We start from the raw sequence: 21007 nt of genomic DNA on the forward strand, positions 1-21007 counted from the left end.
AGGCGACAAACTTACGCTCTTATGCCAAGGCGCTAAGATGCTTACGCATCACGCCTTGAAGAAGTTCAATCGCCACTCGGGCTTAACCCAATTCCATTCAGTTTCACTCGATGGAATTGGGTATCAATCCTCAGCAATTTCGCGACCATGCAATGATGACTGCAAAAGCGCCCTCACCCGGCTTTCCATGCTGCGCGCCAAAGCCTTACGGTCCGTCTCGGCAGTCACAACAATCGGCTCGCCAAAGCGTATTTCAACGTCGATAGCGCCTTCTTTCAAGATACCCTTGAGATGGGGCATCAGCTGAACATCACCGGGCCATGATGCAATCGGGCGGTGATAACGACCCATCGCCATTCCATGCATGCCAGTATAGGCAATAGCCACCGGCTGAACGATCACTTCCGGAATGCCTGCTTCGCGGATTGCAGCATGTGCCGCCCCAAAAAGTGCGGTCTTAAACGGCAAAACACGATTACCGTCCGAAGTCGTCCCCTCTGGAAACAGAACCATCGCGTCACCATCAGCCAGACGTCTTGCAATGTCAGAGGTTTGTTCGCCCGTTTTGCCGCGCCGTTCGCGTTCAACAAAGACCGTGCGCTGCAACACAGCAAAAAAGCCAAAGACCGGCCAGCTTTTTACTTCCGATTTTGCAATGAACGAAACCTGCCCCGCCGCCGACAAAACGACAATATCGCTCCATGACGTGTGATTGGCGACCAGCAAAAGCGGCCTACCTTCCGGGATCTCACCAACAATCGTAATGCGGAAACCGAACAGGCGGGCGATGATACGATGAAAGAAATTCGGCAGGCGGCGCTTCCAAGTGTTTTTGAGTTTCAAAAACACATATTGAAACGGAATCAGCGACAGGCTGAGAGCCACCATCGCCGCAACGACCAAAATGATGCGGATGGCACCGATCATTGTGGCCTCACCAAATCGCGCCTTAGGATGAACGCTGATGAGCGCCCATTTTCTGTTTCGTAATAAGCCGGTCGATCACCGACCTTGTTGAAACCAATCCGGCGATAGAGAGCCATTGCCGCAACATTGTTTTCATCGACTTCGAGAAACAGCGTTTCCGCCCGTTCCTGATACAGATAGCGCAGCACCGCATCCATCAGCGAGCGACCAACGCCTTGCTTGCGCACCTCATCGGAAACTGCAATCGTCAAAATTTCCGCCTCACCTGCAACCAGCCGGGCCAGCACGAAGCCGTATGCCTTGCCCGGTTTACCTTCAGGCCGCGCAACGAAGCCAAAAACATTGTCTTGCGCAATCAGCGAGCGGAAATCATCGGAGCTCCAGCTGTGATGAAAAGCCAGCGCATGAACACGGTGAATTTCTCCGCAGTCCTTAGCGCTAAGCGGCTCGACCGAAACAGACTTGCGGCCAAAGCGGGGGAGCGAAAAGCCCAGCATCTTATTCTCCGTCCGCCTTACGCGGCAGCGCAAAACCAGTCTGCGGCTTCACATCAGGTCCGCGCATATAGAGCGGCTTCGGCGCTTCGCCCGGCTCGCGCAATGCTGCAAGCTTTGCATAAGTGCCGATCCGTGCGGTCGGCTCAACGCGTGCAGTGCTGAATGTTCCTGCCAAAACTTCATTCAGCGCATTTGCGGCAGAGCCAGCCAGCACCGTCTCTGAGGATTGCTGCTGGATAAGCGCCAGCGCTTCATCACGCGGCAGCACCATTGGGCCAGTTGTCGCCTTGGAATCCGCATCAAAGCTCTGCGCATAGATTTCACCGCGATGCGCTTCAAGCAACACCAGAACCGGCTTTCCCGGATGGCTGATCGCTACTTCCGATGCAAGCGCATCAAAAGCACTGATGCCGATTGCAGGGCGCTCAAGCGCCAGCGCAAAACCACGCGCTGCCGACACGCCAATCCGTACGCCGGTAAAAGAACCCGGGCCAACATTGACGGCCACGCAATCAAGATCAGTCATGGCAATTCCGGATTGCGTCATTACCCGCCCGATATAGTCCATCAGGACTTCGGCATGACCTTTTCCGATGTCCTCGCTGACTTCAGCAAGAACCGTATCGGTGCCAGAATCATAGATTGCGGCAGCACACCAGGAAGAAGCGGTATCAAGGGCAAGTATCTTCATAAGCCATCGGGTAAATCAGAATTCGTTATGCCACAAGCAAAACACATGAATTGGACCAAATTTAACAGCACTTTTGGGAACAAAATGCCGTGTGGAGCGTTTAAATATCGGATGCGGGACGGAATATAATAACGCTATCCAAACCGGCCTTACATTGAGATCCGGCGGGGACGGTTTCAGAAAGCAAATCTGCTTTCGCTCAGTGATGTCCCAATCACTGTGACATGAGTCGGATCGTGCAAAGGATATGAGGATCAAATGTCCAAGAAGTCGATGCATACAACCCGCAACGATCTTCCCTCCAATACCAAGACAACGATGATCGCGCTGCTCAACGAAAACCTGGCTGCGACCATTGATCTTGCTCTTATCACCAAGCAGGCGCACTGGAACCTTAAGGGTCCGCAGTTTATCGCCGTGCATGAATTGCTTGATACATTCCGTGCCGACCTCGACGATCATGTGGACACGATTGCAGAACGCGCTGTGCAGCTTGGCGGCACTGCCTATGGCACCACGCAGGTTGTCGCCAAAGACTCCAAGCTTAAAGCCTATCCGACTGATATTTATGCCGTGCACGACCATCTGGCAGCATTGATCGAGCGCTATGGCGATGTGGCCAACTTAGTGCGTCAGTCGATCAGGGATGCAGACGAAGCTGGTGACGACACGACCGCAGATATTTTCACAGCCGCCTCGCGCAGCCTCGACAAGTCGCTGTGGTTTCTGGAAGCACACGTTCAGGAAAAGAACTGATTTTGGTACGCTGATAATACGAATAAGGCCGGGAAATTCCCGGCCTTTTGTTTATCAGTTCGTCCACTCACCGCCGCGCATGACAGGCTCGCGGCTGCCATCGGCATTCACACCATCCACATCGATCTTGTCTGAACCGATCATCCAGTCGATGTGGATCAGGCTCGAATTGCCGCCCTGCGCTTTGATCTGTTCCGGCGTAAGCTTCGCGCCATCGATAAAGCATTTCGAATAGCACTGACCGAGCGCGATGTGGCTTGCTGCATTTTCATCGAACAGCGTGTTATAAAAAAGAAGCCCGCTCTGCGAAATAGGGGAGGAATGCGGAACGAGTGCCACTTCGCCCAGACGGCGTGCGCCTTCATCCGTATCCAACACTTTGTTGAGCACTTCTTCGCCACGACTTGCCTTGGCTTCAACAATGCGACCGCCTTCAAAACGCACAGAGATATTGTCGATCAATGTGCCCTGATGCGACAGCGGCTTGGTGCTCGACACATGACCATCGACGCGTAGCGCATGCGGCGTGGTAAACACTTCTTCGGTCGGGATATTCGGGTTGCAGGTGATGCCGTTTTTCGCCGTGGATGCACCGCCATGCCATTCGTGACCATCGGCAAGACCAACCGTCAGATCGGTGCCCGGTCCCTTAAAATTCAGCGCGCTGTAAGCCTTGCCGTTGAGCAAACGCGTGCGGGTGCGCAATGCCGCATTGTGCGCGGCCCACGCACCGACAGGATCATCAACATCAACGCGGGAGGCTGCGAAAATCGCATCAGCAAGCTTGCGGGTTGCAACGTCTTGCGCATCATCCGGGAACATCAGCTTCGCCCATTCCGGGTTCGGATAGGAAATGATGTTCCAGTTGATGTCGAAGCCTGCGATCTTTTCAAGCGCTGGCTGATAGGCCTTGGAATTGGCACGGTTGGCGCGCGAAACCTTAGATGCATCCTGCGAAGACAAGAGCAGCGGATTATCAGCTGCTATCGCGAGACGCGCTGCACCGTTGGCATAGGCCTTTGCCATGCCTTCATAAAGCCAGTCGGCTGCACGATCAAAACTCTCGTCCGATGCATTTTCATAACGTGCCAGCGCAATCGCATCATCGGAGAAGAAGGGCGTTACAATGCCTGCACCCGCCTTATAGGCGTGTTTTGCAATCAAGCGCACCAGCGGCAGCGCAACAACCGGGGCTGTGATGACAAGATCTTGCCCTTCGCGCAATTGCAGCCCGACTCGTACGGCGACTTCGGCCAGACGTTCGAGTTTTACCGGGTCGATGACGGGAGCGTTAATGTCATGTGCCATAGGGCTGCGAACCTTGTGTTTGATAGAATCAGCGGCAGTGTATCAGAAGGCATAATTTCACCACTCTTTTTACTGCTATTGCACTATATTGATCATGCGGTCGAATTTTTTTATTCAATGAGAGCAACGGCTATGAAGAAAAGCGTGCTTATAATCCTCGGTGTTGCAGGGCTGCTTGCAGGCTGTCAAACTATGACACCTGAACAGCGCCGCGCGGCAGATGAACAGACCTGCCGCGGCTATGGTTTCAAACAGAAATCGGATGCTTTTGCGAATTGTCTGATGCGGCTTGATCTCGACCGCCGCGCGGATCGACGCGAATGGCAAAATAGAGCTGATTTCTACGACAGGCCGATGGTGATTTATCAGCCCGTTCCGGTGGCGGTGCCAGTAAAATAAAAAAAAGCGCCCTTTGGGGCGCTTTTTTAATTCTGTGATCAGCTCAACTTCAGAGCGGTGATTGCGGACGATCCTGCGCGAGAAGCATCGCACCAATTGCATCAACATGCTTCTTATCGGCGGTATATGCCAGAGATGCGTTCTGCTCCGTTGGTGCGGTTTCATCGAAAGTCGGCTGATAGCTTGCAACCTGCGTCAGAACCGGCTTTTCAGCAGGCGTAACAGGCAAGGTCGCCAAACGATCACCACGCGCTTGTGGACCAACACCACCGTTCTGCTGCGTCTCTGCCGTCTTTGAAGCGTCAGCAAGCGCAACCTGAACAGTCGGCTGAACTTCAGGAACAGTTCCATCCTGCTGCGTGGTCACGTTATAAAACGGCCCTTCAGGCATGGAAGGCGATTGTGGCGATGACGCATAAGCAAGGTTGTAAGGCGTTTGCGGAACCGGGTTCTGCAATTCGCCGTCACGACCACGCTTTTCGTAGAAGGAGTTTCCACCTGCAACCAGCACATAATGCATATTGTTGTAAGGGAATTTGAGCCCTGCAGTATGGAAGAACATCGAGTTCTTCAAAGATGGATGACGCTTGCCTTTAAGAACTGCATCAGCAGCTGCTTGAACATCTGGCAAAGCGTTGGAATTCATCTTGCGGGTCAAAACGCCCGGTGCAAACTGGTTTTTCTGCCCAACCACACCACAAATTGTATCGGGGTAGCTGCCCGATGCGAGGCGGTTCATCACCACAGTACCGACAGCCATCAAACCATCAGGGCTTGAACGGTTTGATTCAAAAAACATCGCGCGCTGGAGGCATTCGCGATCTCTCGCGGTGTAAGTGAAAGTCTTCACGCCATTGACCGACTTAACGTGGCTTACAGCCGCTGTCTTTTCGGTCTTGGTCTTGCTCGTACCACCAGTTGTCGTGCAGCCCGTCACCAGAAAAGGTGCCACGAGCAAACCGAGAATAACCGGCAGTTTCCATTTACGAGCGCGCGTCAACGGCTCAATCTCTTAATTAGGCGCATCATTACGACCCTTAACTGATCCAGTCTGCTTCCGCTTTTAAAGCGCCACCAAGGCGCTGCAAAATCAGGCTGGCGTTCAAGCCAAATCGAACGAAAATTAAAATTCAAACGTTCTGCTAATCTTCTTAGAGTGCAAGAATTAAGAATTTTTCGGCAAAAACAAGGCAAAAAATCATATTTCAAATTCACAGCCATATTGAAACCGAGAGACTCAACACGTCGAATCTTTGGCCAATAACCTGAGCTAAGCCGTTCTAAATTATTAACAAATCGTTAACGCAACCACTTAAATCTTATAAGGTATTGATTACACGCGATTCAATTGCAATGCAGCGCGCACCATAGAGCTGCCTTAATTCATGACTGCTGTAAAATCCTGCTAAGACATAGAAATTGGCGCTGAAATAATCAGAACATGCGTCTCTCACGAGCATCATGTCCAGTTTCAGTCAAATCTTTGAAATGAACTGTAACATCGTGTGATACGAGCCGATATGGAACGGATTTTCATCAACAACACGAATCGGAATTTGGAAATTTGCAACAAAAATGGCCCGATGCCTTTTGAGCAACGGGCCATTCTTAACGCGTGAAATGAACTCTGATGACTAGCCGAAAGAATAGCCAGCACCGCGCACAGTGCGGATCGGATCGAGCATGCGCCCCAAATTGATCGCCTTGCGCAGGCGTCCGACATGCACGTCGACCGTGCGATCATCGACGTAGATATCCGGTCCCCATACGCCATCAAGCAACTGGCTACGCGAGAAAACGCGGCCCGGCGACATCATGAAATATTCAAGCAGGCGGAACTCTGTCGGTCCAAGACGAATTTCTTTTTCTTTGCGATAAACGCGGTGCTGCTGACGGTCGAGCACAAGTTCGCCGACTTTAAGCACATGCGACAGAACACTTGGATTGGCACGGCGCAGCATGGCTTTAACACGCGCAAGCAGTTCAGGGGTCGAGAACGGTTTGACCACATAATCGTCGGCACCAACGCTCAGGCCGCGAACACGTTCGCTTTCTTCGCCACGCGCAGTCAGCATAATTACCGGAAGACGTTCGGTTTCCGGCCACTGACGCAGACGGCGGCAAAGTTCAATGCCCGACACACCCGGTAGCATCCAGTCGAGAATGAGAAGATCCGGCACGTTTTCACGCAGTGCAATCTCGGCTTCATCGCCACGCAAGATCGTATCGACGTGATAGCCTTCGGCTTCAAGATTATAGCGCAACAACACACTCAGCGCTTCTTCGTCTTCAACCACAGCAATCTTAGGTGCCTGTGACATGCAGTGTTTCCTATTGAGTTAAGCGTGGCGGCACATGCAACTCCCCCGTTCAGCCGCGTGCCGCCGCGTTTTCTTACATATGCGAATAATTTGCGCCGCGATCATACGGCGCAAATCTCATCAGGATTTACGCGCCTCGTCCACGACAATACCGTGGCTCAGGTCTTCTTTCGGGCGTTCCGCAGGCATCTGCAGGCCGGTCACGATGTAATAGACGGTCTCAGCAATGTTGGTTGCGTGATCGCCAATGCGCTCGATATTCTTCGCGCAGAACAGAAGATGCGTGCAGGCTGAAATGTTGCGCGGATCTTCCATCATATAGGTGAGCAACTCGCGGAACAGCGAGGTGTACATCGAGTCAATTTCGTCATCACGGTCGCGAACGATATTGATCTGCTGCACCGAACGCGTTGCATAGGCGTCGAGCACGTCTTTCAACTGTGTCAGTGCCAGTTCAGCGAGGGTTTCGAGACCACGATAAAGCTTGCCCGGCTGGCGGGATTCTGAAACGGCTGCAACGCGCTTCGCGATGTTCTTGCCAAGATCGCCCACGCGTTCCAGATCAGCGGAAATGCGGATTGATCCGATGATTTCACGCAGATCAACAGCCATTGGCTGACGCTTTGCGATAATCATGACGGCCTTGTCGTCAATCTCGCGCTCGCTTGCATCGAGGATAAGATCGTCGGAGATGACGCGCTGTGCCAGTGCGTTATCGGCATTCACAATCGCTGCAACCGACTGCTCAACCATGCGCTCCGCATGACCGCCCATTTCGGCGATCTTGTGGGTCAGGAACTGAAGTTCTTCGTCGTATGCGCTAACAGTATGCTGGGACGCCATCATAGACCTCTCGATTAAAAACGCAGGAAGCGGAACCGCAATCGGCTCCTGCTTTTGCTGAAATATTGGTTAGCCAAAACGACCAGTGATATAGTCCTGCGTGCGCTTCTCGGTCGGTGCCGTGAACATCACATCGGTATCACCGACTTCCACCAGATTACCAAGGTGGAACATCGCTGTGCGCTGCGACACACGAGCAGCCTGCTGCATCGAGTGAGTCACGATGACGATGGTGTAGTTCTGACGCAACTCGTCGATCAGTTCCTCAACCTTTGCCGTTGCAATCGGATCGAGTGCCGAACAAGGCTCATCCATCAGGATCACTTCAGGACTGACGGCAATCGCGCGTGCAATGCACAGGCGCTGCTGCTGACCACCGGAAAGACCGGTGCCTGCATCGTGAAGACGATCTTTCACTTCTTCAAAAAGGCTGGCCTTCTTCAAGCTTGTGACAACGATTTCTTCAAGATCAGTCTTGTTACGTGCGAGGCCATGAATGCGCGGGCCATAAGCCACGTTTTCAAAGATCGTCTTCGGAAATGGGTTTGGCTTCTGGAACACCATGCCAACACGTGCACGCAGTTCAACAACGTCGATCTTTGGATCGTAGATGTCTTCATTATCGAGCGTGATGTTGCCAACGATGCGGCAGCCTTCAATCGTGTCGTTCATGCGGTTCAGCGAACGCAGGAAGGTCGACTTGCCACAGCCCGAAGGACCGATCAGCGCTGTCACCATCTTTTCCGGCACGTCGAGATCGACTTCAAACAAAGCCTGTTTTTCGCCATAGAACACGCAGACTTTGTCGCCACGCATTTTAATGGATGGAGCGTTGGCGTTCATTTTGTCTCCTACGGCTTTTTCGAGAGATCGTTCTGTCATAAGATTCATCATTTCTCTCCCGTTTACCAGCGGCGCTCAAAGCGGCGGCGCAGAATAATTGCTAAGATGTTCATGACGGCTAGGAACAGGAGCAGGACGATAATAGCGCCTGATGTCCGTTCCACAAAGGCACGTTCGGCTTCATTGGCCCACATAAAGATCTGCACTGGCAAAGCCGTTGCAGGGTCCATCGGGGTTGCAGGCATATTGGCAACGAAGGCCACCATACCAATCAGAAGCAGCGGTGCAGTTTCACCAAGCGCCTGCGCAAGGCCGATAATCGTTCCGGTCAGAATGCCCGGTGCTGCTAGCGGCAACACATGATGGAAAACCATCTGTGTTTTCGATGCACCAAGTCCCAGCGCTGCCGCACGGATCGACGGTGGAACTGCGCGAAGTGCCGAACGTGTCGCGATGATGATGGTCGGAAGCGTCATCAGCGTCAGAACCAAACCACCGACAAGCGAAGCTGAACGCGGCAGGTTGAAGAAGTTGATGAAGACAGCAAGACCAAGCAGACCAAACACAATCGACGGAACAGCAGCAAGATTGTTGATGTTGACTTCGATAATATCCGTGAGGCGGTTCTTCTTGGCATATTCTTCAAGATAGATCGAAGCGGCCACACCGATAGGCAGTGCGAGAACCAGCACGATCATCATCATGTAGAACGAACCGACCAGTGCAACACCGAGACCCGAAGTTTCAGGACGGCTGGAAGCGCCATTGGTGAACAAGCCCCAGTTGAAGGCCTCGCTCATGATGCCTTCATTGGTCAGTGTTTTGATCCACTCAAACTGGCGATCGGAAACCTTGCGGTTTGCTTCCGGGACTGCAAAATCGATCTGGCCCTTATAGGCAGAATCAATATCAGCAGCAGCGAGAACAGGAACCGTCTGCGTCGTACCAATCAGCGACGGATTATCCATCACCATCTGGCGAAGCTGAACACGCACACCATCCGAGAAGAAACGTCCAACTTCACGCATTTCTGCGCGATCCGTGGTTGCAACACCGAGCTTTTCAGCCAGAGCATTGCGCACCAGAAGCGGATAGTTGGCAGTGATCAGCACATTTGGATCGGTCGCAAGCTTGTTGCCCGGATCGATGACGCTCGCTTCAAGTTTGACTGGCAAATAGATCGTTGTCTGTCCGAAAGCCGTATAGCCTTTGGAGAAGACCGAGAACAAAAGTGCGCAAAGGAAGAACACACCGATCGCAATGGCAACGACGCCATAGAGACGGAAGCGACGTTCAGCAGCGTAGCGACGCTTGATCCCGATATCACGGCGCTCTGGCTTTGCCACAGCAGTGCCGGCATTCAATGTTGAATCGGTCATTATTCGTACTGCTCCCGGTACTTGCGAACGATGTAGAGCGCAAAGATGTTCATGATCAGCGTCAGGACGAAAAGCGTAAGACCCAGCGCAAAAGCAACAAGTGTCTGTGGCGAGTCAAATTCAAGATCGCCTGTCAGCTGACTGACGATTTTGACAGTAATCGTCGTCATCGCTTCAAACGGATTGGCAGAAAGACGAGCGGCAACACCGGCTGCAAGCACCACGATCATGGTTTCACCGATCGCACGGGAAGCTGTCATCAGAAGTGCGCCGACAATGCCCGGAAGTGCAGCTGGCAGAACAACACGCTTGATTGTTTCCGAACGCGTTGCGCCAAGGCCCAACGAGCCATCACGCAGCGATCCAGGAACCGCCGTGATAATGTCATCGGATAGCGACGACACAAACGGGATCAACATCACGCCCATGACGAGACCGGCAGTCAGCACGCTCTGCGCCATGATGAAGCCCTGACCACCAGCGATTGCCATCGAGAGATCACGCAGGAACGGTCCAACCGTTATCAGTGCGAAGAAGCCGTAAACAATGGTCGGGATACCGGCCAGAAGTTCAAGCACCGGCTTAACGACGGTGCGTACGCGCGGCGACGCATATTCGGCCATGTAGATTGCCGAGAACAGGCCGACAGGCACCGCAAACAACATGGCGACAAACGCGATGTAGAGTGTACCGGCCAGAAGCGGGATCAGACCGAACTGACCAACTTCACCACCCGAACCGGCTGCAGCAAAGCGTGGGTCCCAAACGGTACCGAAAAAGAAGTCCATCGGAGCAATCGATTGGAAGAAGCTCACTGTCTGGAACAGAACAGAGAACACGATGCCGATGGTTGTGAGAATTGCGATGCCGGACGCAGCGATCAACCCCCAGAGAACGATGCGCTCAACATTGTTGCGAGCGCGTGTGCGGCGGCGAATGCCGGATAGTCCGAAAATCAGACCTGCAATCGCGATAACCAGCGCAATCGCGCTGCCAACGGTATGCGAAATCTTGCTGGCTTTATCGAGGAAGATTGCAACCGGGACCATATAGTCCTGACCTTCAGTCGCAAGTGCTACGCCCTTTGAGCCAAGAACATCACGCGCTTGCGTGTAAGTCTGCGGTAGGCTGTCGATCTCTGCAGGTGTGAGCTTTTGCAAGCCATCTGACAGACTGCGGATCATACCAAGCTGCAAGCTGCGCTCGGAATAAGTGCCATCTTCAACGGCCGCAGGCATACGCGCTGTCGCCGTATGATCGAGATAAACAGATGTGCCGACCGCCCAGACCGCGAGAAACAGAATTGCGGGCAATGCGGAAACGAGGAAAACCCACCAGCCATGATAAAGCGGGCGGGAATGCATTTTCTCTGCGCTGACGCCGTTGGTTACAGGCTGCGCTTTGTCAATTGCAACGGCGCGCTGTCGGCCTATGAAGAATCCGATCAGTCCGATTGCAACGACACTGACGAGAACCAGAAAGAAGGACATTCAATTTCCCCGGTTGCCCCAAAAAAAGCGGAAGCAGCGTGTTGACGCAAAATATGCAGCCGAACCACTTCCACGCGAATGCGCCTGTCATACTGAAAAGGCGCTAAAGAGAAAGAACGTGAGGACCAATGATCCCCACGTTCCACAGTTCAAAGCTTACTTAACAGCCAGAACCTTGCCTTCGGTGAACGAAGTGCGCTGTGCTTCACGTTCTGCATCTGGTGCAGGAACCAGACCGTATTCAGCAAGCGGAGCGTCTGGGCCAACCATCTGTTCCGACAGGAAGAAGTCTACATATTCCTTGAGGCCTGGAATGACGCCAAGGTGAGCCTTCTTCACGTAGAAGAACAGTGGGCGCGAAACTGGATATTCGCCCGAAGCAACGGTTTCTGCCGATGGCGTTACGCCGTTAACAGTTGCAACCTTGAGCTTGTCAGCATTGTTTTCGAAGAAGTAGAGGCCGAAAACGCCAACGCCCTGCTTGTTCGAGTCGATGCGAGCCAGCGTTTCGCTGTAATCGCCGTCGATGTCGACAGCCTTGCCGTCTTTACGAACAGCGATACACGCAGCAGCCGAAGCCTTGTCGTCGAGGCCGGTCTTCTTGATTTCAGCAAGAGCGCCCGATTCCTTACAACCATCAGCCATAAGCTTTTCTTCGAAAACTTCACGGGTGCCGTGCTTTTCGCCAGGGATGTAAGCAGCAATGTCCCAATCTGGCAGGTCGGCATTGACCTGATTCCACTTAGTGTTTGGATTGTCTACGAGCTTGCCGTCAACAATAACCTTAGCGGCAAGTGCCTTGTAAAGGTCAACTGGAGCGAGCTTCCAATCCGGACCCTTTGCATCGGTTGCGAAGACGATGCCGTCATAACCGAAACGAACTTCCTGAACGTCCTTAACGCCAGCGTCGATGCAGGACTTGAGTTCTGTGTCCTTCATAGCGCGCGATGCGTTTGCGATGTCGATGGTGTTTTCGCCAACGCCCTTACAGAATTCTTTAATGCCTGCGCCCGAACCGCCCGATTCGATAACCGGTGTTTTGAAGTTCGGATAGGTTTCGCCAAAAGTTTCGGCAACGATCTTAGCGTAAGGCAGAACGGTCGAGGAACCGGAAACCTGAATCTGTTCGCGTGCGTTTGCAGCTGAAACCGACAATACTGCTGCTATTGCAAGCGCTGCGGTCGAGGAAATCATCTTGTTCATGAGTACCAGTCCCTGTTGTAAAAGACACATGACGTGAAAGCGTCAGCAGCCATCTACGCGCTCTATATAACAGTCATATGACAGTAGTGTTACAGCTCTGTGTCATTACATGATGCAGGCAGTTTTGTGCGCTCACATGCAAAATGCCTAATATTATGAATCACTCAGCATGCATCACTCACTGGGACGCGTGAGAACATATATGGCCGAGCCAGCCATAAAAATTGTAACACTGATAGCCAGCAAAGGTCCTGGCTGGGCTCCCCACCAGAACATACCATAGCCGAAAGTCATGCCGAGACAGGCATAGAGTTTGGCTCTTGGAGGAATGGCTCCGCGCTCACGCCATTTGATAATCATCGGACCAAAGCGTGGATCGGCAAGTAGACGCGCTTCAAACTTCGGCGAGGAGCGGGCGAAGAACCATGCAGCGAGAATAATAAAGATCGTCGTTGGCATGACCGGCAGAATGGCGCCGATGATACCCAGCGCTACCATAAGAAAGCCAAGGCACAGATAAAGAATGCGCTTTCCCGCCGAGATTGGCGGTAGCGGCGTTTCCGTATCGTCCTTTTGCGTATCGTCCTGCATGATAATCCATTCTGAAGATGGGCGCTTATAGCAGGATTCTGGCTTTAGCGTGCAGAGGGCGCGTGGACAAAACTACGTCATCACGCGGGATTTCAACAAAAGTTACAGAAAAGACTCCAAACTTTACCGACCAAGAAACACGAATAAGTTGTATTTTGACCAAAAAAGGCCGGATTTTGTCATCTTGTGAGTCCGGGGTAAACACTAGCGATACAAATAAAGATTGTATTGTCCCGGCTAAACAATCGCCCGCCCGTAAGCAGCTCTTCTTGAGAACCACGCTTAAAAACATGGATCGGCGCGGTCCTGCGTTGAATCCCAGTGAATCTTAAATAGATTCTTAGAAACAATGCGATTCAATTCAAAATATTCCTGATTTTTTCTTGGAAGTTTAAATAAACAACGCAGAGTATAGGATGATATTCCGCTTAAATAAGCGATTCAATCATCTCATTATACTCTCAATAACATCACGTCGTCGCCACATTTAGATTCCAATTGGCACCGGTCTTTACCAGTCATGACTGTGAAGGCTCTTCGAAACGACTATTGGAATCACGATGAACTTCAAAATCCGTATGGCTATGCTCGCCGTTGCGACAACCGGTCTGTTCTCGATCACCGCAATGGAAGCTCAGGCCGCGCGCTGTGGTGGTGCTTCATGGTATGCACTCACGTCCCGCACGGCATCGGGCGAACGCATGAACCCTGCGGGCTTAACAGCCGCCCATAAGACACTGCCTCTTGGCAGCAAGGTTAAAGTCACCAACCAGCGCAATGGCAAGTCGCTTGTCGTGCGCATCAATGATCGCGGACCGTTCATCAAGGGACGTGTGCTTGATCTTTCCAAGGGTGCTGCGCAGCGCCTCGGCTTTATCAGTGCCGGCCACACAAATGTGTGCTTCACGCCGCTCTGAACCAGTAACGAATAGCATGTTTTGAAACCGCTATGGGCTTCCATGGCGGTTTTTTGCGCGCCTATATACACGCATAAGGTGTGTTAATATAGAAATACCCGTGTTAACCATTAATTAAGAAGTAGGGCGCTCTAGCGGCAGATCGAATTGACTCAGGCCACATTTCATACTTTAACTTTTCGTTAATAAATGCCCTGTGCGGGCTGTGAAAAGGGCGTTGAGTATGTTGTGTGTAGTTCGCTCAGGCATGAAGATTATCGCTGCTGCAAGCATCGGCATTGCTGCTCTCGTTGTGAGCTTCAGTGCACAGGCTGGAACCGGCGCTTATATGCAGACCGGCAAACTCACCTCACAGCCAATTGGCCACTACGAATTCTGCAAGCGTGAAGCTGCTGAATGCAACATCGTAAGCCGTGATACACGCGCCCTCTCGCTCAACAACAACAACTGGCAGCTCATTCAGACCGTCAATCTTTCGGCCAATGAACGTATCAAGCCGATGACCGACATGGAAATCTACGGCGTTGAGGAATATTGGGCTTACCCAACCACTGTTGGCGATTGTGAAGATTATGTTCTTCTTAAGCAGCGCGAACTAGCCAAGGCTGGCATTCCAATGACCGACCTTCTGATCACCGTTGTTCGTAAGCCAGACGGTGAAGGCCATGCAGTTCTGACCGTTCGCACAGATCGCGGCGATTTCGTTCTCGACAATCTGACCGATGAAGTTCTGCGCTGGGACGAAACCGAATACACCTATCTTAAGCGTCAGGCTGCCAACAATACGGGCCGCTGGGTCACCATCGAAAGCCCGGACAACCTGCTGGTTGGCGCAGTTAAGTAAGTTCAGGCAGAGGCGATCAGCCTTTCCGCACCCATCCGATACGAAATCGCACCAGCCAGATGGATACGGCTGAGCTGATCAACACCATCGAGATCAGCGAGCGTGCGTGCAACTTTCAGAATACGATGATAAGCGCGCGCAGAAAAACGCATCTGCTCGCTGGCATCGCGCAGTAATTTGACGCCTGCCGCATCCGGCTTTGCCACATCTTCAATCAGATTTGCCGAGCAATGTGCATTGGTCATCGATGCATCAAGCCCAAGCGCCGTATAGCGTGCGCTTTGTATTGCGCGCGCCCGCGCCACGCGCTTGGCAACACTTTCGCTGTGTTCAGACTGTGAAGGCTGAATGAGGTCCATCGCGGAAACCGCGGGCATATCAACGCGCAGATCAATACGATCCAGCAAAGGGCCGGAAATCCGCGCCTGATAATCACTCTGGCAGCGCGGGCCGCGCGCGCATGTGTGCCCCGGTTCTCCTGCCATGCCACAGCGGCATGGATTCATTGCAGCAATCAGCTGAAAGCGTGCCGGGTAGCTGGTGCGATGATTGACGCGAGCAATCATGCATTCGCCCGTTTCCAAAGGTTGCCGAAGCGAATCGAGCACCTGTGGCGAGAATTCGGGAAACTCATCGAGAAACAATACGCCATTATGTGCGAGCGACACCTCGCCCGGCCGTGCCCGCAGGCCACCACCGACCATTGCCGCCATAGAGGCAGAATGATGCGGCGCTCGAAACGGTCTGCGATCCGACAATTTTCCGCCAGACAGTTCGCCCGCGATTGATGCGATCATCGAAACATCGAGAAGTTCGCGTGGGCTGAGTTTTGGCAGGATTGACGGCAAACGCTGCGCCAGCATGGATTTGCCTGATCCGGGCGGTCCGACCAGCAACAGATTGTGATTGCCGGCTGCTGCAATCTCCAGCGCGCGTTTTGCTGTTTCCTGTCCTTTAATGTCAGCCAAGTCAGGCTGCACTTCACTTGAAACCCGCATAGACGGCTCTGGCGGCGTCAGAACCTGCGTGCCTTTGAAATGATTGGCCAGCGCGATTAGGCTGCGCGGCGCGAGAATATCAATGTCCGCGCCCGCCCATGCAGCCTCCGAGCCGCAGGCATAAGGGCATATCAGCCCCTTATCTTCACGGTTCGCACTGATTGCAGCAGGCAGGACACCCGCGACGGCAGTGATCGTGCCGTCGAGCGATAATTCACCAAGCACCATATAGGATTGAATTGCATCCGCCGGGATAGCGCCAATCGCAGCCATAAGCCCCACAGCAATCGGCAAATCGTAATGTGAGCCTTCTTTTGGCAAATCGGCTGGTGCCAGATTGATTGTCACACGCTTGGTCGGCATGGAAAGCCCGGAAGCATGTAGCGCTGCCTGCACCCGCTCCCGACTTTCGGCAACAGCCTTATCGGGCAGGCCGACAATCGACATGCCCATTTTACCCGGTGCCACCATCACCTGCACATCGACAGGCACCGCCTCTATGCCCTGAAAGGCAACCGTCCCCACCCGCGCTACCATATGCCCCCGCATAACACGCAGCACATCTCAAACGTGAGAAAATGCTTAAATACAACCATAGGATTTAAGCATTTTCATTGAGTTCAATCAAGTTGGGGTTCAATCAAGACAAAGGGCCGATCTGATTGTTTCAGACCGGCCCTATAAGTTTTCTCTGTAAGGAAGCACGTGTTACTTGCGCTTGGCTTCCACCACATCCCAGAACAGGGCAGCAATGTTAGTACCGTCAAAGCGTTCGATCTCGCGGATGCCGGTTGGCGAGGTTACATTGATTTCGGTCATGTAATCGCCGATCACGTCGATACCAACGAGGATAAAGCCACGTTCCTTCAGCGATGGTCCAATCCGTTCGCAGATTTCGCGTTCACGTGCGGTCAGCAGCGTCTTCTCGGCACGGCCACCAACATGCATGTTGGAACGCGCATCGCTTTCCGAAGGCACGCGGTTGATCGCACCCACCGGCTCACCATCGATCAGAATGATGCGCTTGTCGCCAGAACGCACATCTTTGAGATAACGCTGGGCAATAAATGGCTCTTTGAAAAGCTGGCCGAACATTTCCAGAAGCGAGGTCAGGTTACGGTCACCATCGGCCAGATGGAACACACCCGCACCGCCATTGCCGTAAAGCGGCTTCAGAATGATGTCGCCAAACTCGCGGCGGAATTCCATCACTTCCTGCGGGTCTTTGGTGATGAGCGTTTCCGGCATCAAATCAGGAAACTCGGTGACGAAAATCTTTTCCGGGCTGTTACGCACCCATGCCGGATCATTGACCACCAGCGTCTTTGGATGAATACGCTCCAGAAGATGCGTATTGGTGATGTAATTCATGTCGAAAGGCGGGTCCTGACGCAGCAGCACCACGTCCATATCCAGCATGTTGCGACGCTCAGGCGCGCCAAGGGTGAAATGATCGCCCTCAATATCGCGCACTTCCAGCGTTTCAAGCCGCGCTGAAACAACACCATCGCGCATCGACAGGCGATCCGTTGTATAATGATACAGCTCATGGCCACGCTTTTGTGCTTCAAGCGACAGAGCGAAGGTGGTGTCACCTTTGATATTGACGGTGCTGATATGGTCCATCTGGACCGCAACTTTTAGCGACATGATTTCCTCGCGATTCTTAGTTGCGCGAACTTAAAACGGAATTTGACCGCAACATAGTCCTTTCTGCTAACACAAATATTTGTAGCTGGATCGTATCGGCCTGCTTGATTATGTTGAACCAGCATGACCCGGGAGGAACAGGTGAGCGCAGTCAAGACAACTCTATTTGCCGACCATATTGCTGAACTGGGCGAAGGTCCGGGCTATGATCCGCTGACCGGTCAGTGCTGGTGGTTTGATATTCTCGGCCAGCGGCTGATTGAGCGAGACGACAGCGGTGAAATTCGTGCGCATGATCTTGGCATGAAAGCCAGCGCGCTCGCAGTTATTGATCGCGAACGGCAACTGATCGTGAGCGAGCACGGCCTGTTTGTACGCGAACGCACTAACGGACGCCTCACGCTGCATCATCCGTTAGAAGCCGACAATAATGTCACCCGTTCCAATGATGCGCGTGTGCATCCATCCGGTTCATTCTGGATCGGCACCATGGGTAAGAAGGCCGAGAAGGATGCGGGATCGATCTGGTGGTATCGCGAGGGACAAGTGAAAAAGCTTTTCTCTGGCATTACGATCACCAATTCGATCTGCTTTTCGCCGGATGGTAAAATCGCCTATTTTGCGGATACCGACCGCAACATCATCTGGCGGGTCGATACCGATCCCGAAACCGGGCTGCCTACATCGGAAAAAAGCGTGTTTCATCATCATGTGGAAGAGGGTGGCGTTGATGGCTCTGTCGTGGATGCTGAGGGAACCTTGTGGAATGCTTGTTGGGGCGGCAGCGCGCTAAATGCCTATTCACCGCAAGGGCGGTTGATCCGCTCGATCAAACTACCTGTGACACAGCCGACCTGCCCCGCCTTTATCGGTGCAGACGCCTCTGTGCTGATCGTCACCAGCGCGCATGAAGCTATGAATGAAAATGCCCGCAATGCTGATCCACATGCGGGCAAAGTCGTGTTGCTGGATCTGTCGGTCAGCGGTCGTCACGACCCGCCGGTTCGATTGTAAGTTTAAAATCCTTCGACAATCACGATTTCGCCGTCCGCCACCGTCTGGCGGATGGCTTTCGCCGCCTGATATTCCGGCGAATTGTAGCAATCCAGCGCATGCTGCATGGTTTCAAATTCGATGATGACATTGCGGGCGCGGCCCGGTCCCTCAACAGCTTCGGCTTTACCGCCGCGGGCGATGAACTTCGCCCCATAGCGCTCAAAAGCGGGCTTAGCGGTGGATACATAATCCTTGTAGCGCTCCGTATCACGGGCATCCACGCGGGCGATCCAATAGGCTTTGGTCATGTTGTCCTCCTCGAAAAATGATTATGCAACCGAGCGCATTTCTTCGAGAATGGCAAGAGCTGCAGCCCTGCGATTACTCGCGCCGACAATTGGTCGCGCAACGACGAGATGGCTCGCACCGGCTTTCAGCGCATCTGCTGGTGTCATCACGCGCTTCTGGTCGCCCTTTTCGGCTCCTGCCGGACGAATGCCGGGGGTGACAACCGCCATATCGGGACCAATGGCCTGACGAATGGCAAAAGCTTCGGCGGCGGAAGCGACAATCCCGCCCATACCGGCATCACGTGCCTGCTGCGCACGTTTGAGCACCAGCGCTTCCGGCGTATCGGAATAGCCTGCTTCTTTGAGATCAGCATCATCCATCGAGGTCAGCACCGTCACGCCAAGCAGGCAGAGATCAGAGCCTTGCGCGGCCTGAACAGCCGAGCGCATGGCCTTTGGATAAGCATGCAGCGTGAGCATCGAAACGCCCATCTTAGCAACATTTTCGACGCCCTTGGCGATGGTGTTGTCGATGTCGAGAAGCTTCATGTCGAGAAAGACTTTTTTCTTCGCCGCAATCAGGCTCTTTGCGAAATCGAGACCGCCAGCGAATACCAGCTGATAGCCAATCTTGTAGAAAGTGGCAGCATCGCCCAGTTCTTCGACCACCTTTTCCGCTTCAGCAACGCTTGGCACGTCGAGGCCCACGATCAGCTTATCGCGCACATCTGTCGTCGTCATAAATCTCTCCGTGATGAGTTTAGCTCTCTTCGCACAACAGGGCGCGGTACGAAAGATACCGCGCCCTGAAATTATTGAATATCAATCAAACAACGTGTCTATTTGGCCGAATGCGCAATCAGGCTTTTGCAAACGTTGCTTAGCATTTTTGCCTGACGTTCGTTTTTAAGCGTGCCATCCTCGTTGAAAGCATCGGCGGCGGCACTCACAGAGCATTGCTCCGTCACAATCTGCGTACCGCAATTCATCAGAACGGCGCGCAGGTGATAAAGCCCGCGCATACCGGCAAAAGCGCCGTTGGAAGTTGAACAAAGCCCGACCGTCAAACCCGCATAAGGCTTGAATGGCTTATCGCCATCTTTTGAAATCCGGCTGACCCAGTCAATCGTGTTTTTCAGAAGCGGCGGGATCGATGCGTTATATTCGGGCGAACAGATCATCAGCCCGTCATGCTCAGCCATCAGACGGCCAAGCTTCATAGCGTTTTCAGGAATACCCTCTTCGGCTTCCAAATCTTCATTCATGATGGGAAGCGGATAATCGGCAAGCGTTATGCGTGTGACTTTAGCATCCTGTTGCGTGAGTTCTTTTTCAGCTGCATCCGCCATATGGGCCGAAAATGCACCCGTGCGGACAGAACCCGCGAAAACGAGAATTCGTGCAGTCATTGTTACTCCAAATATCAGGTGATCGGGCGGCGATAGACCCAAAGCTGTGCAGGCGGAACATTGCGCACGACAAAATCATAATGCTGCACAGTATAATTGCCTTTACCAGCAGGCACCGGAGGGCGTGGGCCATAGGTTATCTGAATCAGCGGACGACCACGCGGAATTCGCGAGAGAAGATCATCCATCAGCTGAATACGACTTGGCATTGGGAAATTCAGCATAGGTACCGCTGAAACGATGCTATCGAACTGCTGATCTCTCATAGTGCCAAGTGCAGTATCAAGATCAAACACGTCGCCCTCGATGATATTCACATCGGGATAGGCATTTTCGAGATGTTTAACAAAAGCGGGAGAATATTCGATTGAATAAAGATCGGATGGCTTCACGCCATGCGCAAGAATGGCTTTGGTAATAACACCTGTGCCCGGTCCGAGCTCCAGAACGGGCAGGCCAGATTTTGTATCAATGACGCTCGCCATACGGCGCGCCGTAATCGAACTTGTCGGCAATATCGCGCCAACCGCTTTCGGTCCGTCGATCCAGCCTTTGAAAAAACGGATTTCCTCATCGAACTTAGCGGCCAGTTTCCTGCCGAGTTGTCCTGCCATTCTCACTGCTCCCATTGTCGTTATCAGACAAGTTTATGACG

At 52.9% G+C, this 21007-nt stretch carries 23 protein-coding genes; 5 read left to right on the forward strand and 18 right to left on the reverse strand.

Features of this window, described 5'->3' with window-relative positions; all coding sequences use genetic code 11:
• Nucleotides 1-123: 123 nt before the first annotated feature.
• From ACOZHT_RS05105 to tsaB, 3 genes are read right to left on the reverse strand one after another with little or no spacing between them, the layout of a single operon-like run.
• Nucleotides 124-927 (reverse strand): 1-acyl-sn-glycerol-3-phosphate acyltransferase, encoded by an 804-nt coding sequence (locus ACOZHT_RS05105; protein ID WP_339509164.1) that lies wholly within the window; start codon nt 925-927, stop codon nt 124-126.
• A complete protein-coding gene (rimI, locus tag ACOZHT_RS05110) occupies nt 924-1424 on the reverse strand; it encodes a ribosomal protein S18-alanine N-acetyltransferase (RefSeq protein ID WP_339509163.1) in 501 nt (166 codons plus the stop codon). The genes ACOZHT_RS05105 and rimI overlap by 4 nt, the downstream gene beginning before the upstream one ends.
• A 1-nt stretch (nt 1425) precedes the next feature.
• Entirely contained in the window at nt 1426-2115 is a 690-nt protein-coding gene (tsaB, locus tag ACOZHT_RS05115; protein WP_339509162.1) for a tRNA (adenosine(37)-N6)-threonylcarbamoyltransferase complex dimerization subunit type 1 TsaB, read from the reverse strand.
• 258 nt (nt 2116-2373) lie between these two features.
• Between tsaB and dps the strand changes: the two genes are divergently transcribed.
• Nucleotides 2374-2871, forward strand: a complete 498-nt coding sequence (dps, locus tag ACOZHT_RS05120) for a DNA starvation/stationary phase protection protein Dps (RefSeq protein WP_339509161.1) — start codon at nt 2374-2376, stop codon at nt 2869-2871.
• Between the two features lie 54 nt (nt 2872-2925).
• Here the strand turns inward: dps and ACOZHT_RS05125 are convergent, their stop codons facing one another.
• The gene (locus ACOZHT_RS05125) at nt 2926-4179 is read right to left on the reverse strand and encodes an aminopeptidase (protein WP_339509160.1); all 1254 of its coding nucleotides are present in this window, start codon (nt 4177-4179) and stop codon (nt 2926-2928) included.
• A gap of 132 nt (nt 4180-4311) precedes the next feature.
• Between ACOZHT_RS05125 and ACOZHT_RS05130 the strand changes: the two genes are divergently transcribed.
• The gene (locus tag ACOZHT_RS05130) at nt 4312-4578 is read left to right on the forward strand and encodes a hypothetical protein (RefSeq protein WP_250039373.1); all 267 of its coding nucleotides are present in this window, start codon (nt 4312-4314) and stop codon (nt 4576-4578) included.
• Between the two features lie 49 nt (nt 4579-4627).
• Here the strand turns inward: ACOZHT_RS05130 and ACOZHT_RS05135 are convergent, their stop codons facing one another.
• From ACOZHT_RS05135 to ACOZHT_RS05170, 8 genes are all read right to left on the reverse strand, one after another.
• Complete coding sequence (locus tag ACOZHT_RS05135; RefSeq protein WP_339509159.1) at nt 4628-5578, reverse strand: cell wall hydrolase; 951 nt, start codon at nt 5576-5578, stop codon at nt 4628-4630.
• Between the two features lie 634 nt (nt 5579-6212).
• On the reverse strand, nt 6213-6899 hold the full coding sequence (gene phoB, locus ACOZHT_RS05140; protein ID WP_339509158.1) for a phosphate regulon transcriptional regulator PhoB: 687 nt from the start codon (nt 6897-6899) through the stop codon (nt 6213-6215).
• A gap of 120 nt (nt 6900-7019) precedes the next feature.
• Complete coding sequence (gene phoU / locus ACOZHT_RS05145; protein WP_339509509.1) at nt 7020-7742, reverse strand: phosphate signaling complex protein PhoU; 723 nt, start codon at nt 7740-7742, stop codon at nt 7020-7022.
• A 69-nt stretch (nt 7743-7811) separates the two neighbouring features.
• Nucleotides 7812-8585, reverse strand: coding sequence for a phosphate ABC transporter ATP-binding protein PstB (gene pstB, locus ACOZHT_RS05150; protein ID WP_339509157.1), 774 nt, complete (start codon nt 8583-8585; stop codon nt 7812-7814).
• Between the two features lie 62 nt (nt 8586-8647).
• Complete coding sequence (gene pstA / locus ACOZHT_RS05155) at nt 8648-9964, reverse strand: phosphate ABC transporter permease PstA (protein WP_339509156.1); 1317 nt, start codon at nt 9962-9964, stop codon at nt 8648-8650.
• Complete coding sequence (gene pstC / locus ACOZHT_RS05160; protein ID WP_339509155.1) at nt 9964-11454, reverse strand: phosphate ABC transporter permease subunit PstC; 1491 nt, start codon at nt 11452-11454, stop codon at nt 9964-9966. The genes pstA and pstC overlap by 1 nt, the downstream gene beginning before the upstream one ends.
• 156 nt (nt 11455-11610) lie before the next feature.
• A complete protein-coding gene (locus ACOZHT_RS05165; RefSeq protein WP_339509154.1) occupies nt 11611-12657 on the reverse strand; it encodes a PstS family phosphate ABC transporter substrate-binding protein in 1047 nt (348 codons plus the stop codon).
• A gap of 174 nt (nt 12658-12831) precedes the next feature.
• A complete protein-coding gene (locus ACOZHT_RS05170; protein ID WP_339509153.1) occupies nt 12832-13248 on the reverse strand; it encodes a YbaN family protein in 417 nt (138 codons plus the stop codon).
• Between the two features lie 560 nt (nt 13249-13808).
• Here ACOZHT_RS05170 and ACOZHT_RS05175 point away from each other — a divergent pair.
• Both ACOZHT_RS05175 and ACOZHT_RS05180 read left to right on the forward strand, forming a co-directional pair.
• Nucleotides 13809-14165 (forward strand): septal ring lytic transglycosylase RlpA family protein, encoded by a 357-nt coding sequence (locus tag ACOZHT_RS05175; RefSeq protein WP_339509152.1) that lies wholly within the window; start codon nt 13809-13811, stop codon nt 14163-14165.
• 223 nt (nt 14166-14388) lie between these two features.
• Nucleotides 14389-15009, forward strand: coding sequence for a transglutaminase-like cysteine peptidase (locus ACOZHT_RS05180; protein WP_250039380.1), 621 nt, complete (start codon nt 14389-14391; stop codon nt 15007-15009).
• A 2-nt stretch (nt 15010-15011) separates the two neighbouring features.
• Here the strand turns inward: ACOZHT_RS05180 and ACOZHT_RS05185 are convergent, their stop codons facing one another.
• Entirely contained in the window at nt 15012-16544 is a 1533-nt protein-coding gene (locus ACOZHT_RS05185) for a YifB family Mg chelatase-like AAA ATPase (RefSeq protein ID WP_421565356.1), read from the reverse strand.
• Nucleotides 16545-16715: 171 nt separating this feature from the next.
• Nucleotides 16716-17657 carry a glutathione synthase gene (gshB, locus tag ACOZHT_RS05190; RefSeq protein ID WP_421565357.1) on the reverse strand — a complete coding sequence of 314 codons (942 nt, stop codon included), beginning with the start codon at nt 17655-17657 and terminating at the stop codon, nt 16716-16718.
• A 141-nt stretch (nt 17658-17798) separates the two neighbouring features.
• Here gshB and ACOZHT_RS05195 point away from each other — a divergent pair, with 141 nt between their 5' ends.
• Nucleotides 17799-18671, forward strand: coding sequence for an SMP-30/gluconolactonase/LRE family protein (locus ACOZHT_RS05195; protein ID WP_339509150.1), 873 nt, complete (start codon nt 17799-17801; stop codon nt 18669-18671).
• A gap of 2 nt (nt 18672-18673) precedes the next feature.
• Here the strand turns inward: ACOZHT_RS05195 and ACOZHT_RS05200 are convergent, their stop codons facing one another.
• From ACOZHT_RS05200 to pmtA, 4 genes are all read right to left on the reverse strand, one after another.
• Nucleotides 18674-18961: a DUF1330 domain-containing protein gene (locus ACOZHT_RS05200; protein ID WP_339509149.1), complete on the reverse strand. Its 288-nt coding sequence runs from the start codon at nt 18959-18961 to the stop codon at nt 18674-18676.
• 21 nt (nt 18962-18982) lie between these two features.
• The gene (pyrF, locus tag ACOZHT_RS05205) at nt 18983-19684 is read right to left on the reverse strand and encodes an orotidine-5'-phosphate decarboxylase (protein ID WP_339509148.1); all 702 of its coding nucleotides are present in this window, start codon (nt 19682-19684) and stop codon (nt 18983-18985) included.
• Between the two features lie 98 nt (nt 19685-19782).
• Nucleotides 19783-20352, reverse strand: coding sequence for an NAD(P)H-dependent oxidoreductase (locus tag ACOZHT_RS05210; protein ID WP_339509147.1), 570 nt, complete (start codon nt 20350-20352; stop codon nt 19783-19785).
• A 14-nt stretch (nt 20353-20366) separates the two neighbouring features.
• Nucleotides 20367-20966 (reverse strand): phospholipid N-methyltransferase PmtA, encoded by a 600-nt coding sequence (gene pmtA / locus ACOZHT_RS05215; protein WP_339509146.1) that lies wholly within the window; start codon nt 20964-20966, stop codon nt 20367-20369.
• Between the last annotated feature and the right edge of the window lie 41 nt (nt 20967-21007).

Source organism: Ochrobactrum sp. EDr1-4, assembly GCF_049199085.1.
GTDB lineage: Bacteria > Pseudomonadota > Alphaproteobacteria > Rhizobiales > Rhizobiaceae > Brucella.